The sequence below is a fragment of the Mycetocola sp. Y442 genome (assembly GCF_056898615.1).
Window position 1 is genome coordinate 146,633 of the sequence record NZ_JBXHBV010000003.1, and the last position, 13,581, is coordinate 160,213.

Consider the following 13,581-nt stretch of genomic DNA (forward strand, 5'->3'; position numbering starts at 1 on the left):
GATTTAGTCGATCAGGTCGTGACGCACCACGATCGCATCGCGACCAGGGCCAACACCGATCGCAGAAATCCGCGAACCGCTCATCGCCTCGAGCGCGAGCACATAGTCCTGCGCGTTCTTCGGCAACTCTTCGAAGGTCCGGCACCCGCTGATGTCCTGCTTCCAGCCGGGGAATTCCTCGTAGATGGGCTTCGCGTGGTGGAAGTCCGACTGCGAAACGGGAACTTCCTCGTGCCGCACCCCGTCGACGTCATAGGCAACACACACGGGAATCGTCTCGAGCTCATCGAGGATGTCGAGCTTGGTCAGTACGAAATCGGTCACACCATTGATCCGCGCCGCATAACGGGCGATCGGTGCGTCATACCAGCCGACCCGACGCGGACGCCCCGTGGTGGTTCCGAACTCGAAGCCCTTCGACCGCAGGTACTCCCCCGACGCATCGAACAGCTCGGTCGGGAATGGTCCTGCTCCCACACGGGTCGTGTACGCCTTGACGATCGCAATGACCCGATCGATCTTGTTCGGTGCAACACCCGAACCGGTCGCCGCTCCACCCGATGTCGCATTTGAGGAGGTGACGAAGGGATAGGTGCCGTGATCGACATCCAACATCGTCGCCTGCCCACCCTCGAACAGCACGATCTCACCACGCTCAAGCGCCTGGTGAAGCTCGAGTGCGGTGTCGGCCACCATCGGCCGCAACCGCTCAGCGTAGGAGAGCAGGTCATCCACGATCTCGTCCGGCGAAATCGCCCGGCGGTTGTAGATCTTCAGCAGCATGTGGTTCTTGACGTCGAGGGCACCCTCGACCTTCTGCCTCAGGATGTTCTCGTCAAAGAGATCTTGGATCCGGATGCCGACACGGTTGATCTTGTCTGCGTATGCCGGCCCGATTCCACGCCCAGTCGTCCCGATCTGGCGCTTGCCCAGGAACCGCTCGGTCACCTTGTCGAGCGTCCGGTGGTAGTGCGTAATAACGTGCGCATTGGCGCTGACCTTGAGCTTGGACACATCAACACCGCGGGCGTTGAGCGCCTCGAGCTCGGAGAACAGCACCTCGAGGTCGATGACAACACCGTTCGAGATCACCGGCGTGACACCCTCGGTCAGGATGCCGGACGGCAACAGGTGCAGAGCATACTTTTCGTTACCGACAACGACTGTGTGACCGGCGTTGTTACCGCCGTTGAACTTCACGACATAGTCGATTCGGCTACCCAAAAGGTCGGTAGCTTTACCCTTGCCTTCGTCGCCCCACTGGGCGCCGACGATCACGATTGCTGGCATTACGGATGCTCCCTTTTGACCTGATGCTTCTTGCTGCGGAAAAACTTGGTGCGTGTAGAACGCTTCGCGCCTGACTGGCGCAACTGTGACTAGTCCTGACCGCGAATGAAAAACGCCTCTGTGGGCGGCTGCGGCTCGGACGGCTGGCCTTCGCTCTCGATTCGCGCCACAGCCGTCTCGTCTGCGTCACGGAGAAAGTCGGTCAGCCGAATGACCTCGTCGGTTTCACCGATGGCATCCGCCGCCTGGCGGAGTGCATACAGCGAGCGCAAAACACCCTGGTTCGGCGTGTGGTTCCACGGAATGGGACCCTGGCCACGCCAGCCTGCCTTGCGAAGCGCATCGAGCCCCCGGTGGTAGCCGACCCGCGCGTACGCGTAGGCGGTGATCGGGTCCGCTCGATCGAACGTCGCCTCCGCCAGTCGAGCCCATGCCAGCGAGGACTTCGGGTATTTCGCCGCAACCGCAGCGATGTCATCCGTCGTCGTGGCACGATCGAGGGCGTCCACGACCTCCGGTTCAAACGGGAGTCGGGTCTCTGGCATTCCGAGCAGATTGTCTCCGGTCACAGAGCTAGCCTACCGCGCCTCGTTCCGAGGGCCACGTCTCTAGATCGAGACACCCTTGCCGCGGAGGAACGGAGCCGGATTTGTGGAGCCGCCATTGATCTTGAGGTCGAGGTGGCAGCCCGTTGCGACACCGGTCTTGCCGACGCTCGCGATCACCTGTCCGCCGGACACCTGCTGCCCAACACCGACCCGGAACGACCCCGCACTGAGGTGACCGTACGTGGACGTGACTCCGCCGTGATCGATGATGATTCGGTAACCGAAACCGCCGGCGTTGTCGGCAGAGATGACCCGTCCACCGTGGACGGCCTTGACGGCGCTGCCACAGGCGTTACCGAAGTCAATGCCTGCGTGGAAGTTCGGCGAACAACCGGTACCGCCGCAGAGCGTTGCGCGAGGGCCATACCAGGACGTGATTGCACCGGGAAGCGGACGCCACCAGCCCTGTGATGAGGCCTGGAAGTAGGTGCCAGTCGCGCCCGCGTTAGAACCGCCACCGCCACCACCGGCGCTTCCACCGCCGCCACCGCCACCGCCACCGGTGCTGGGCCTCTTAGCTGCTTCCGCCGCTGCAGCAGCCGCTGCTGCCTCAGCAGCCTTGCGCTGTTTTTCAGCTTCGATCGCCGCGAGCCTGGCCCGCTCGGCAACGCCCGCCGCATAACCCTCTTCGACGGATGCCGTCTGCCCCTTGAGCAGAGAAAGCTGGCCAAGAAGGGTCTCTTCGTGGGCTTCCTGCTCGGCAACAGCGGCCGCAGCCGCTTCAGCCGCAGCGGTCGCCGCCTCGAGCTTTTCTTCGGAATCAGCCCTGGCCTCTTCGAGGATTGTCGCTGCTACTTCACCCTGAGCACTCAGCGAAGTGACCTGGTTTGCGTCCTGTTCGGCAGAGTCGAGCAGCTGCGTCGACAAGGCAGTCAGCTTCGAAACCGCACCGAGCTTGTACAGAGTGTCATCGGCTTTACTGGAGTCGAGCAGCAGACTTGCCGTCGTGTCGAATGTGCTCGTCCGACCCATCTGGGCGAACAGGGCACCGGCCTGCTTTGCCGAATCGGCAGCCGTGGCCTGGGCATCAGCGAGCTGCAGCTTGAGGTCTTCCGACTTGATCAGGGCTTCCTCAGCAACGGCGAGTGCGACCTGGTACTCGCCTGCCGCGGCGACGGCAGCAAGCTGCGCTGTTTCAGCGTTGCTCCGAAGCGTTGCGATGAGACCCTCGATGCGCGTGATCTCCGCAGCCTTGGCTGACTCGCTCGCGCGCGCGTTCTGAACGTCTTCCCACGAGGGGTAGCTTGTCGCCGCGGTTGCGGGTGCCGAAACTCCCATGGAGGCGACGACTACCCCGAGGGCGATCGTCGCGATGAGGGTCCGAAGTCGCATGCGCATTGCTCCATGGTGTCAGAGAACAGCACTTTCGATCGTAGGCAGCGCCGAACTGGGGGTAGTCACATGAGTAACACTCGTCACATCAGCAACAAGCGGCTCGCGCCCCATGCTACGGACCACCGGTCGCTTTTGGCAATCAATCGGCGTCAGCCCACGCCGTGGCAACCCCGAATCCGGAAACGGCACAGCCCGGCGACCGAGGCCACCGGGCTGCTCAGCAGAGCGTTTAGAAGAGGTCCTTCTCCTCGAGCCAGTCACGGGCAAGAGCCTCAGGCGACAGCTTCTCATCGCCCTGGTTCATGGCGTTGAGCTCGATCAGGTCTTCGGTGGTGAGTTCAGCCGATACGGCATCGAGCACCTCGACCACCTCGTCACTCGCCTTCTCCGCGGTGAGGAGCGGCAGGACGTTCTGCGGCAGGATCAGGTTTTCGGGATCCTCAAGAGTGACAAACCCGAACTCCTCGATCGACGGTGTCGTCGAGTAGATGTCGGCGATGTTCACCGTTCCGTCAACGAGCGCCTGGGACGTCAGAGGCCCACCGGAGTCGCTGATCGGAACGAAGGTGATTCGAGCAGCATCCACCCCGTACACCTCGGTCAGGCCGGTCGGCCCGTACGGGCGCTCCGCCAGCTCGGGGTTCCCTCCGAGAACGAGAGGAACATCGATCCCCGCCAGGTCGGCGAGGCTCGTCACCCCGTTCGCCTCGCTGAACTCCTGCGTGACGTTATAACTGTCCTTGTCCTGGGCCTCGGCCTGGTTGAGCACCTCGAGGTTGTCCGGAACGACCTCCTGAAGAGCGGCGAACACCTCATCGCTCGTCCTGGCATCCGACGAATCGTCAAAGAACTGCAGCAGGTTGCCGCTGTACTCGGGAATCAGGTCGATCGAGCCGTCTTCGAGCGCCTCGATGTAGACATCGCGCTGACCGATCTGCCCCTTGAAATCGACGGTGATGTCGTTCGCCTCGAGTGCCTGCGCATAAATCTGCGCGATGATCTCGGATTCGGCGAAGCCAGCGGCACCGATCACAATGGTGTCGGTCTCGCCGCCTGCCGAATCGTCATTCGCAAGCGGATCACCGCTCGAGCACGCGGCCAGTGTCAGGACGGCACCGGCGGCAAAAACTCCTGCCGCGGTCCGTCCGCGTCGTGAAGTGAACATCTGTCTTCCTAACTGTGGGTGAAAAGTGGAGAGAGTCGTGACGCAGCTTTACGCCGAAGCTGACACCGTGCGCGCCGACTTCGTTGTGCTTCGTTGCTCGGGTGATTTTCGGATTGCCCGGACCCCTGCGGGAACGGTAAGGCGCTGACACACAACGAGGATGCCGTCGAGCACCAGGGCGAGGACCGTCACGAGCAACGCCCCAACGAGCACCTCGGTGTAATTGCGAAGCGGAAGCGCGTCAATGATGTATCGACCGAGACCTCCCAACGAGATATAGGCGGCAACCGTTGCTGTTGCCACAACCTGCAACACCGCCGACCGTATTCCCCCGAGAATGAGCGGAAGCGCCAGCGGCACCTCGACCTTCCACAGGATCTGCCACTCCGTCATGCCCATCGACCTCGCCGCATCGACGGTTCGCCCATCGACGGACTCCACTCCTGAATAGGCACCGGCAAGCAATGGCGGGATAGCGAGCACGACCAGAACAATGATGGTCGGCACAAGCGCGAACGAGATTCCCCCACCGAACAGCACGGCCAAATAGACGAGCAGGCCAAGCGTCGGCAGGGCGCGAAGCGCACCGGTCACCCCGACGACGAGGCCGCGAAACCTGCCGGTATGACCGATGTAGAGACCGAGCGATATGGCGATGAGCGCCGCAATGACCACGGTGAGCGCCGTGTAGCCGAGATGTTCCGCGACACGGTTCGGGATGCCGTTTGCCCCGGTCCAGTGCGCCGGGTCCATGATCCACCGAATGGCATCGGCAAACAGGTTCATGCCGTTGCCGCCTTTACTGTGACACCGCCGGCGCCTCGCCGGGCCGCCTCATCGACACGGGCCCACGGCAGGAGCACCCGTCCGAGGAGCACGAGGAGCACATCGAAGACGACGGCAATCAGCACGGTTCCGACGATTCCGGTGAGGATCTCGGTCGGAAAATTGCGCTGGTACCCATCGGTGAAGAGGTAACCGAGTCCGCTCATCCCCACCAGCGCGCCCAGGGTCACGAGACTGACGGTACTCGTCGACACCACCCGGAGACCCGCGAGAAGAACCGGACCGGCAAGAGGGAGCTCGACCTGCCAGAACCGGCGCCACGCACCAAAGCCGACAGCTGTCGACGACGAAATGACGTCCCGCGACACAGCCTCGAAGGCATCCGTCGCTGTCCTCACCATCAGGGCAATCGCGTAGATCGTCAGCGTGACGATGAGGTTGAGCGGATTGAGGATTTTCGTCCCGAGAAGAGTGGGCATCGCCACAATGAGCGCGAGCGATGGAATCGTATAGAGCAGCCCGCAGACGGTGAGGACGATGCCTCGCGACACTCTGAACCGGTAGGCGAACCAGCCGATCGGCACAGCGAGCAGAAACCCACAGATGATGGGCGCGATGCTCAGCAGCACGTGGGCGACCGTGAGACTCCAGATCTGCTCGAAGTTCGCGAACACCCACGTCATGGCTGGGTACTCGACTCTCGCTCCGGATTCCTGAGGATGCCGGCGAGCCTGCCGGTGCCGTCGAAGACGACGTCCTTTCCGTCCACGGTTCGGATCGACAGTGACCGACGCCCCCGCTCCGCCCCGATAAACGTGTCGACGAACTCATCGGCCGGGTTGGCGAGGATCTCGTCCGGCGTCCCCATCTGCGCGATTCGCCCCCCGGTCTTGAGAATGACCACCTGGTCGCCCAGCAGGAACGCTTCATCGATGTCGTGGGTGACGAAAACTATGGTCTTCGCGAGGTCGCTCTGAATCCGGAGCAACTCCTGCTGCAACTCGCTGCGCACGAGCGGGTCAACGGCGCCGAACGGCTCGTCCATCAGCAGGATGTTCGGGTTGGTCGCGAGGCCCCTCGCCACCCCGACCCGCTGCTGCTGGCCGCCCGAGAGCTGGGATGGGTAGCGGTGAGCAATCGCACGATCGAGACCGACCGTGTCCATGAGCACAAGCGCGGCCGCACGCGCTGCGCCCTTTTGAACACCGGAGAGCAGCGGAACTGTCGCGACGTTGTCGACGACCGTCCGGTGAGGGAGGAGCCCGGAGTTTTGCATCACGTAACCGATCCGCCGACGAAGGGCGACGGGTTCGAGCGTGGAAATGTCGTCGTCATCGATATGAATGGCGCCGGCGCTGGGGTCGACCATCCGATTGATCATGCGGAGCAGCGTGGTTTTTCCGCAACCAGATGACCCAACGAAGACCGTGGTCGTGCGCGATGGAATCGTAATACTGAAGTCATCGACCGCGAGGGTTCCGTCAGGAAACCGCTTCGATACTCCGTCAAACCTGATCATGCCGTTGGACCCCCTGAGCGCACTGTGCCGTCGGTGACTCCGGTTCAGCGTATCCAGAACTGCCCTGAGCACACCAGCTACTTATGACTGATGGACCCGGAAACCGCGACAGGTTAAGGTGCTTCGCTGGCTCAGGCCGGCGTCTGCTGGTGCGCGGCAACCTGCCACGCACCGTCGCCGTAGAGATAGGTGGTTGTCATGCGCAACTGAACCGTCTCGTCGCCGCGGGTCGCGACGGCACGATACGCGAGGATCCCGCTGTGTTCCTCCAGCCGGATGAGTGCTGGTTCGTGGATTTCGTAGGAGTCCCATGGCGTGACACCGGCAAAGGCTTTGACCACATCGTCGCGACCGAACACCGCACCTTCAACGATCATGAGCGCATCGCGGGTCATTTCGCGTGCGTAGTGCTGGCCGCCATGTCCGGCCAGGATTGCTTTCCAGCCTTCGTGTTCTTCGCGGAGGAGAATGGCGGGCAAATCATCGGTGATCAGAGTCATGGCCTCACGCTACCCCCAGGCACCGCACCCGTGTCGAGGCTTAAGTCGCGCGGCCGGTCACAGCGTCGAAGCTCACGTGCTGCATGACCCAGGAGTGCATCGCGACAGCCGCGGCCGCCGACGCGTTAATCGACCTGGTCGACCCGAACTGGCTGATCTCGAGAACGGCATCCGACGCTTCGATCGCCTCGGGTGAAAGCCCTGGACCCTCCTGACCGAAGAGCATGACGCACCGCTCAGGAAGCGCGAACGTCTCGATGAGCACCGAGCCCGGCACGTTGTCGATGCCGATCACCGGCATGTTCTCACCCCGTGCCCACTCGACCAGCGCCGCAACATCCGGGTGATGCACGACGTGCTGGTAGCGATCGGTCACCATCGCACCCCGCTTGTTCCACCGTCGGCGACCGACGATGTGCACCGTGTCTGCGGCGAAGGCGTTCGCGGTACGAACGATCGATCCGATATTCATGTCGTGCTGCCAGTTTTCAATGGCGACGTGAAACGGATGCCTGTGCTCGTCGAGGTCAGCGACGATCGCGTCGAGTTTCCAGTACCGGTATCGGTCGATGACGTTGCGGGTATCGCCGTGCGCAAGCAGTTCAGCGTCGTAGTAATCCTCGACCGGCCACTCACCGCTCCACGGACCTACTCCGTTGGTGGACAACTCGTGGGTAGGGGTGTTCGTCGTTTCGGGCACAAAGACAGGGTAGCCGGACCGCCTGAATGGGAGAGACTGAGGTATGGAGTCCCTGCCGAAAACCCCTCATGACCCGTCGCTTGTCCCTTCTGTGGAACTGGCCGGCCAGCTCGGGGTCGACCCGACGGTGGGGCTGACCTCCGACGAAGCGGCGCGGCGCCTCGCGGCAGACGGCCCCAACGAACTTCGCGGCAAGCCCCCTGTCCCTCTCTGGCGCAAACTGCTCGCCCAGTTCGAGGACCCGCTGATCTACCTGCTGCTCGCTGCAGTCGCCATTTCACTCGTCGCCTGGTTCGTTGAAGGAGCCCACGGCGTTCCCATCGACGCGGTCGTCATCTTCGCGATCGTTCTGCTCAACGCCATTCTCGGCTTCGCGCAGGAAGCCAGGGCCGAAGACGCCGTGGCAGCGCTCAGCACCATGACCGCAGCGACGTCGACAGTGCTTCGGGACGGCAAGCTCGCGACGATTCCGTCGGCCGAACTCGTTCGCGGGGACATTCTCGTGCTCGGTGAGGGAGACGCCGTCGGCGCCGACGGTCGACTGCTCTCGGCGAGCGGACTGAGAATCGCTGAGGCATCGCTCACGGGTGAGAGCGAAGCGGTGACGAAACATCCGCAACAGCTCACCGCTCCAGCCCCACTGGGCGACCGCATCAACATGGTGTTCAAGGGCACCGCCGTCACCCAGGGGGTCGGCAGGGCGGTCATCACCGGCACAGGCATGAACACGGAAGTCGGATCGATCGCCGACATGCTCGATGCCACTGTTGAAGAGCCGACGCCGCTGCAAAACGAGGTGGCGCGCATCGGCAGGGTTCTCGGCATCATCGTCATTGCGATCGCGATCATCGTGATGGGCACGATCATCATCGTGAACGGGGTGTCATCGATCAGTGACCTCGTCATCGTGCTCCTGCTCGGTGTCTCCCTCGCCGTTGCTGCGGTCCCCGAGGGACTCCCGGCGATCCTCAGCGTCGTGCTCTCGATCGGTGTCCGCCGCATGGCGAAACGCAACGCGGTGGTCAAGCAGCTGAGCTCCGTCGAAGCGCTCGGATCGGCATCCGTCATCTGCACAGACAAAACCGGCACGCTGACCCGCAATGAGATGACGATCGAGCGCGTTGTCACGTCCTCTGGCTCTGTCGATGTCACCGGCGTCGGCTACCGCCCGCAGGGCGCTGTGCTGCACAACGGGGCTCCTCTGTCCGACCCCGCCCTGCGGTTCGAAACCGAACTCGTACTCGCTGCCGGCTCAATCGCCAACAACGCCCAGCTGGCCGAACGTAACGGCCAGTGGGAGATTCAGGGCGACCCCACCGAAGCGGCATTCCTCGTCGCCGCGGCCAAGCTCGATGACACAGCCACCCGGATCGACAGATACGAACGAACCGCTGAGATTCCCTTCACGTCCGACCGCAAGATGATGTCGGCGGTGTGCCGCGAAAAGACAGATGACTCTCCGGTCCTGTTCAGCAAGGGTGCACCGGACGTCCTGCTCGACCGGTGTACCCGGATCCAGTCCGGCACTGAGGTCGTCGAACTCACCGATGACCTCAGGCAGCGGGCACTGGATGATGTCGAGGCGCTCTCCGCCGAGGCCTTCCGAACGCTCGGCGTTGCCTACCGCTCGATATCGGACGACGATGAGCTCGCCGACGACGCCGACGAATCGATCGAGCATGGACTCATCTATGCCGGGGTCGTGGGCATCATCGATCCCCCCAGGGATGAAGCGGGCCGCGCAATCGCCCAGGCCCACCGCGCCGGGATCCGCATCATCATGATCACGGGAGACCACCCGTCAACAGCAGCACGCATCGCTGCCGATCTGGGGATCATCGCACCGGGTGAGCGCGCTGTGACCGGTACCGAACTCGACACCCTCGACGAGAACCAGCTCAGGGAAACGGTCCGTGAGGTCTCTGTGTACGCCCGGGTGGCCCCGCAGCACAAGCTCAGGCTCGTCGATGCGCTCCAGGACGATGGCCAGATCGTCGCGATGACAGGGGACGGCGTGAACGACGCCCCCGCGCTCAAGTCGGCCGACATCGGCGTCGCCATGGGAATTACAGGGACCGAAGTAACCAAGGAAGCGGCGCGGATGATCCTCGCCGACGACAACTTCGCAACCATCGTGGCTGCGGTGCGCCAGGGCAGAGTGATCTTCGACAACATCCGGAAGTTCCTGCGCTACCTGCTCTCCTCCAACATGGGCGAGGTGCTCACGGTGTTCCTGGGCGTGCTCCTCGCCGGAGCGATCGGCCTGTCCGACGCCTCCAACGAGGCCATCGTCCTCCCCCTCCTCGCCACACAGATCCTCTGGATCAACCTGCTCACCGATTCAGGCCCAGCGCTCGCGATGGGCGTCGATCCCGAAATCGATGACGTCATGGCACGCAAACCGCGAAAACTCTCCGACCGCGCCATCGACGGGCGGATGTGGGGAGGAATCCTCTCTGTTGGACTCGTGATGGCCATCGTGACCCTGTTCACCATCGATCTGTTCCTGCCCGGCGGGTTCGTGCCCGGCGAAGATTCACTCGAGGTCGCCCGCACGGCGGGGTTCACCACCCTCGTGCTCGCCCAGTTGTTCAACGCCCTCAACGCCCGTTCCGAGGTGACCTCAGCGTTCCACGGCCTGTTCACCAACCCCTGGCTCTGGGGAGCGATCGCGCTCAGCCTCGTGCTGCAGATCGCCGTCGTCAACCTCCCGTTCCTGCAGGTCGCCTTCGGAACAGCACCGCTCGCCCTGCACCACTGGCTCATCTGTACCGCCCTCGCCTCCTGCGTGCTGTGGTTCGACGAAGTGCGGAAAATCGTTCTTCGCTCGCCCCTTTTCGGCACACCGAAATAGCATTAGGGTTTCGGTATGCCGAAACCTCTAGCCGACGTGCAGCCAGCCCTGCCCGCTGCGCCGAAGCCGGCAACACGACCTCGGCTCATCTGGTTGCTTGGCCCAGCGCTCGTGGCCGGTGTCGCCTACCTCGACCCCGGAAACGTCGCGAGCAACATGACGGCCGGAGCCGAGTACGGGTACCTGCTGGTGTGGGTGGTCGTCGTCGGCAACGTGATGGCCTGGCTCATCCAGTACCTCTCCGCCAAGCTCGGCATCGTCACGGGCAAGAGCCTTCCGGAGGTGCTCGGGGAACGCATCAAGAACCGGCCGGGACGCATTGCGTACTGGGTTCAGGCCGAACTCGTCGCCATGGCGACCGACCTCGCCGAGATCATCGGTGGCGCGGTTGCCCTCTATCTCCTGTTCGACCTCCCCTTGTTGGTCGGCGGCATCATCACTGGCACCGTCTCGATGGTCATGCTCGCCGTGCAGTCCCGTCGTGGACCCCGTGCGTTCGAGGGCATCATCGTCAGCCTGCTCGTCATCATCGCCGTCGGATTCAGCGCTGGCGTGTTCATCTCCCCACCGGATGCCGGTGGCGTGGTCGCGGGGTTGGTCCCACGTTTCGACGGTGCGGGTTCTGTCCTGCTCGCCGCATCCATCCTCGGCGCAACGATCATGCCGCACGCTATCTACGCCCACTCGGCGCTCACCCGTGATCGTTTCGCAGTGCGCGAGGCCGGCCTGACCACGACGCGACTGCTCCGCGTGACCCGCTGGGATGTCTCCATCGCCATGCTCATCGCCGGCAGTGTCAACCTCGCGATCCTCCTGCTCGCGGCCACCAACCTCGCAGGCGTACCGGGAACCGACAGCCTCGAGGGAGCGCACGCCGCGCTCGAGACCTCGATCGGCCCCGTCGTCGCGACGCTGTTCGCCCTGGGGCTGCTCGCCTCTGGCCTCGCGTCCACGTCGGTCGGAGCGTACGCGGGCGCCGAGATCATGCAGGGACTGTTGCGTGTCCGCATTCCGCTCCTCCTCCGGCGGCTCATCTCCCTCATTCCGGCACTGCTGCTCCTCGGGTCAGGCTTCGACCCCACTCTCGCCCTCGTGCTGAGCCAGGTCGTGCTGTCGTTCGGAATTCCGTTCGCCCTTATTCCCCTGGTGGTCATCACGGCGAAGCGGCCGATCCTCGGTGGGTTCACCAACCGCTGGTTCACGACGACCGCTGGTGCCGTGGCATCCGTGCTTCTCGTCAGCCTCAATGCCCTGCTGCTGTTCCTGCTCTTCACCGGTGCCGAATAGGGTGGGTTGCCATGAAGCTGTCCAAGTCGGTGATCGAGAACTATCTCAAGACGATCTACGCGCACACCGAGTGGCAGGCTGACCCGATCACACCATCGGTCCTCGCCGAACGGCTCGGCCTGGCACCGTCAACGGTCACCGAAATGGTGAAGAAACTCGCCGCGGCCGGACTCGTCACCCACGTTCGCTACGGTGCGATCACGCTCACCGATTCCGGGAGGCTCGAAGCCGTCGGCATCGTGCGGCGACACAGGCTCGTCGAGACCTGGCTCGTCCGCGAGATGGGCTACGGCTGGGATGAGGTGCACGACGAGGCCGAAATCCTCGAGCACGCCATCAGCGACCGTCTGCTCGAGAGCATCGATGCCAGGCTCGGTCACCCCGACCGCGACCCGCACGGAGACGCTATCCCGGCCACCAATGGCGCGGTGAGACGCGAGGATGCCGTGTTGATCGGCGCAGCAGAGACCGGTCACACCGGCGTCGTGCTTCGGATCAGCGATCGTGACCCCGCACTCCTGCGCACCCTCGACGCTGCCGGTGTCGACATCGGAACGCCGGTAACGGTCGTAGACGGAGGTCTTGTCGCCGCCGACGTCCGAATCCCGCTCGACGGTGCCGCGACATCCGCCATCTGGGTAAGCGCCTGATCCCGGCCCCCTCAACAGGTCTCAGCCCTACACTGAAAGCACGACCGAAGGAGCCGAATGACCCGTCGCGATGAAGTTGAATGCTGGTTGACCGATATGGATGGCGTGCTCGTCCACGAGAACCGTCCACTCCCCGGCGCCGCCGAGCTGCTTCAGCAGTGGCGCGACCAGGGCAAACCGTACCTCGTGCTCACCAACAACTCGATCTTCACCCCTCGGGACCTGAGCGCGCGTCTCCGCTCGTCGGGGCTGGAAGTGCCCGAGGAGTTCATCTGGACCTCGGCGCTCGCCACCGCCGCCTTCCTTAAGGACCAGATGCCGGGAGGCTCAGCCTTCGTCATCGGCGAAGCGGGCATCACGACGGCCCTGCACGAGGCGGGGTTCATCATGACCGAGACCGCTCCCGACTATGTCGTTGTCGGCGAGACCCGCAACTACTCCTTCGAGGCGATCACCAAGGCGATCCGGCTGATCAACAACGGCGCCAGGTTCATCGCGACGAACCCGGATGCCACCGGCCCGAGTGCGGACGGCCCCATGCCCGCAACGGGAGCAATCGCCGCCCTCATCACGAAGGCAACGGGCAAGGAGCCCTACATCGTCGGCAAGCCGAACCCGATGATGTTCCGCTCGGCCCTCAACAAGATCGGTGCACACTCCGAGAACACCGGCATGATCGGTGACCGCATGGACACCGACGTCGTTGCGGGAATCGAGGCCGGACTTCACACGATTCTGGTGCTGACCGGGATTTCGGACGAGAAGGAAATCGCACGGTACCCGTTCAGGCCGTCCGAGATCCTCGGCGGCGTTGTGGACCTGCTCGAGCACAATCCGATCGAGTCAGAGGTCGTCTAGGTCGTCTGGTCGTCGAGGTCGGCTGGTCG

General features: G+C 63.5%; 13 protein-coding genes. 4 read left to right on the top strand and 9 right to left on the bottom strand.

The window, feature by feature from the left end; genetic code table 11:
* Positions 1–3: 3 nt before the first annotated feature.
* From AC1X6S_RS12260 to AC1X6S_RS12300, 9 genes are all read right to left on the bottom strand, one after another.
* The gene (locus AC1X6S_RS12260; RefSeq protein WP_483406037.1) at positions 4–1,290 is read right to left on the bottom strand and encodes an adenylosuccinate synthase; all 1,287 of its coding nucleotides are present in this window, start codon (positions 1,288–1,290) and stop codon (positions 4–6) included.
* An 89-nt stretch (positions 1,291–1,379) separates the two neighbouring features.
* Complete coding sequence (locus tag AC1X6S_RS12265) at positions 1,380–1,859, bottom strand: DUF3151 domain-containing protein (RefSeq protein ID WP_483406038.1); 480 nt, start codon at positions 1,857–1,859, stop codon at positions 1,380–1,382.
* Positions 1,860–1,898: 39 nt separating this feature from the next.
* Positions 1,899–3,230: a peptidoglycan DD-metalloendopeptidase family protein gene (locus tag AC1X6S_RS12270; RefSeq protein ID WP_483406039.1), complete on the bottom strand. Its 1,332-nt coding sequence runs from the start codon at positions 3,228–3,230 to the stop codon at positions 1,899–1,901.
* A gap of 232 nt (positions 3,231–3,462) precedes the next feature.
* A complete protein-coding gene (locus AC1X6S_RS12275; protein WP_483406040.1) occupies positions 3,463–4,398 on the bottom strand; it encodes an ABC transporter substrate-binding protein in 936 nt (311 codons plus the stop codon).
* A gap of 48 nt (positions 4,399–4,446) precedes the next feature.
* A complete protein-coding gene (locus tag AC1X6S_RS12280) occupies positions 4,447–5,184 on the bottom strand; it encodes an ABC transporter permease (protein WP_483406041.1) in 738 nt (245 codons plus the stop codon).
* A complete protein-coding gene (locus AC1X6S_RS12285; protein WP_483406042.1) occupies positions 5,181–5,867 on the bottom strand; it encodes an ABC transporter permease in 687 nt (228 codons plus the stop codon). Before AC1X6S_RS12285 ends, AC1X6S_RS12280 begins: the two co-directional genes overlap by 4 nt.
* A complete protein-coding gene (locus tag AC1X6S_RS12290; protein ID WP_483406043.1) occupies positions 5,864–6,703 on the bottom strand; it encodes an ABC transporter ATP-binding protein in 840 nt (279 codons plus the stop codon). Before AC1X6S_RS12290 ends, AC1X6S_RS12285 begins: the two co-directional genes overlap by 4 nt.
* A gap of 131 nt (positions 6,704–6,834) precedes the next feature.
* Positions 6,835–7,203: a DUF4440 domain-containing protein gene (locus AC1X6S_RS12295; RefSeq protein ID WP_483406044.1), complete on the bottom strand. Its 369-nt coding sequence runs from the start codon at positions 7,201–7,203 to the stop codon at positions 6,835–6,837.
* 40 nt (positions 7,204–7,243) lie between these two features.
* Positions 7,244–7,903, bottom strand: coding sequence for a TrmH family RNA methyltransferase (locus AC1X6S_RS12300; RefSeq protein ID WP_483406045.1), 660 nt, complete (start codon positions 7,901–7,903; stop codon positions 7,244–7,246).
* A 43-nt stretch (positions 7,904–7,946) separates the two neighbouring features.
* On the opposite strand from AC1X6S_RS12300, the gene AC1X6S_RS12305 reads away from it, so the two are divergent.
* Genes AC1X6S_RS12305 through AC1X6S_RS12320 form a run of 4 tightly spaced genes read left to right on the top strand, consistent with a single transcriptional unit; the run spans position 7,947 to position 13,552 of the window.
* A complete protein-coding gene (locus AC1X6S_RS12305; RefSeq protein WP_483406046.1) occupies positions 7,947–10,757 on the top strand; it encodes a cation-translocating P-type ATPase in 2,811 nt (936 codons plus the stop codon).
* Between the two features lie 15 nt (positions 10,758–10,772).
* Entirely contained in the window at positions 10,773–12,044 is a 1,272-nt protein-coding gene (locus tag AC1X6S_RS12310) for an Nramp family divalent metal transporter (RefSeq protein WP_483406047.1), read from the top strand.
* A gap of 11 nt (positions 12,045–12,055) precedes the next feature.
* Positions 12,056–12,694 (top strand): metal-dependent transcriptional regulator, encoded by a 639-nt coding sequence (locus tag AC1X6S_RS12315; protein WP_483406048.1) that lies wholly within the window; start codon positions 12,056–12,058, stop codon positions 12,692–12,694.
* A gap of 57 nt (positions 12,695–12,751) precedes the next feature.
* Positions 12,752–13,552, top strand: a complete 801-nt coding sequence (locus AC1X6S_RS12320) for an HAD-IIA family hydrolase (protein WP_108392036.1) — start codon at positions 12,752–12,754, stop codon at positions 13,550–13,552.
* Positions 13,553–13,581: the final 29 nt, after the last annotated feature.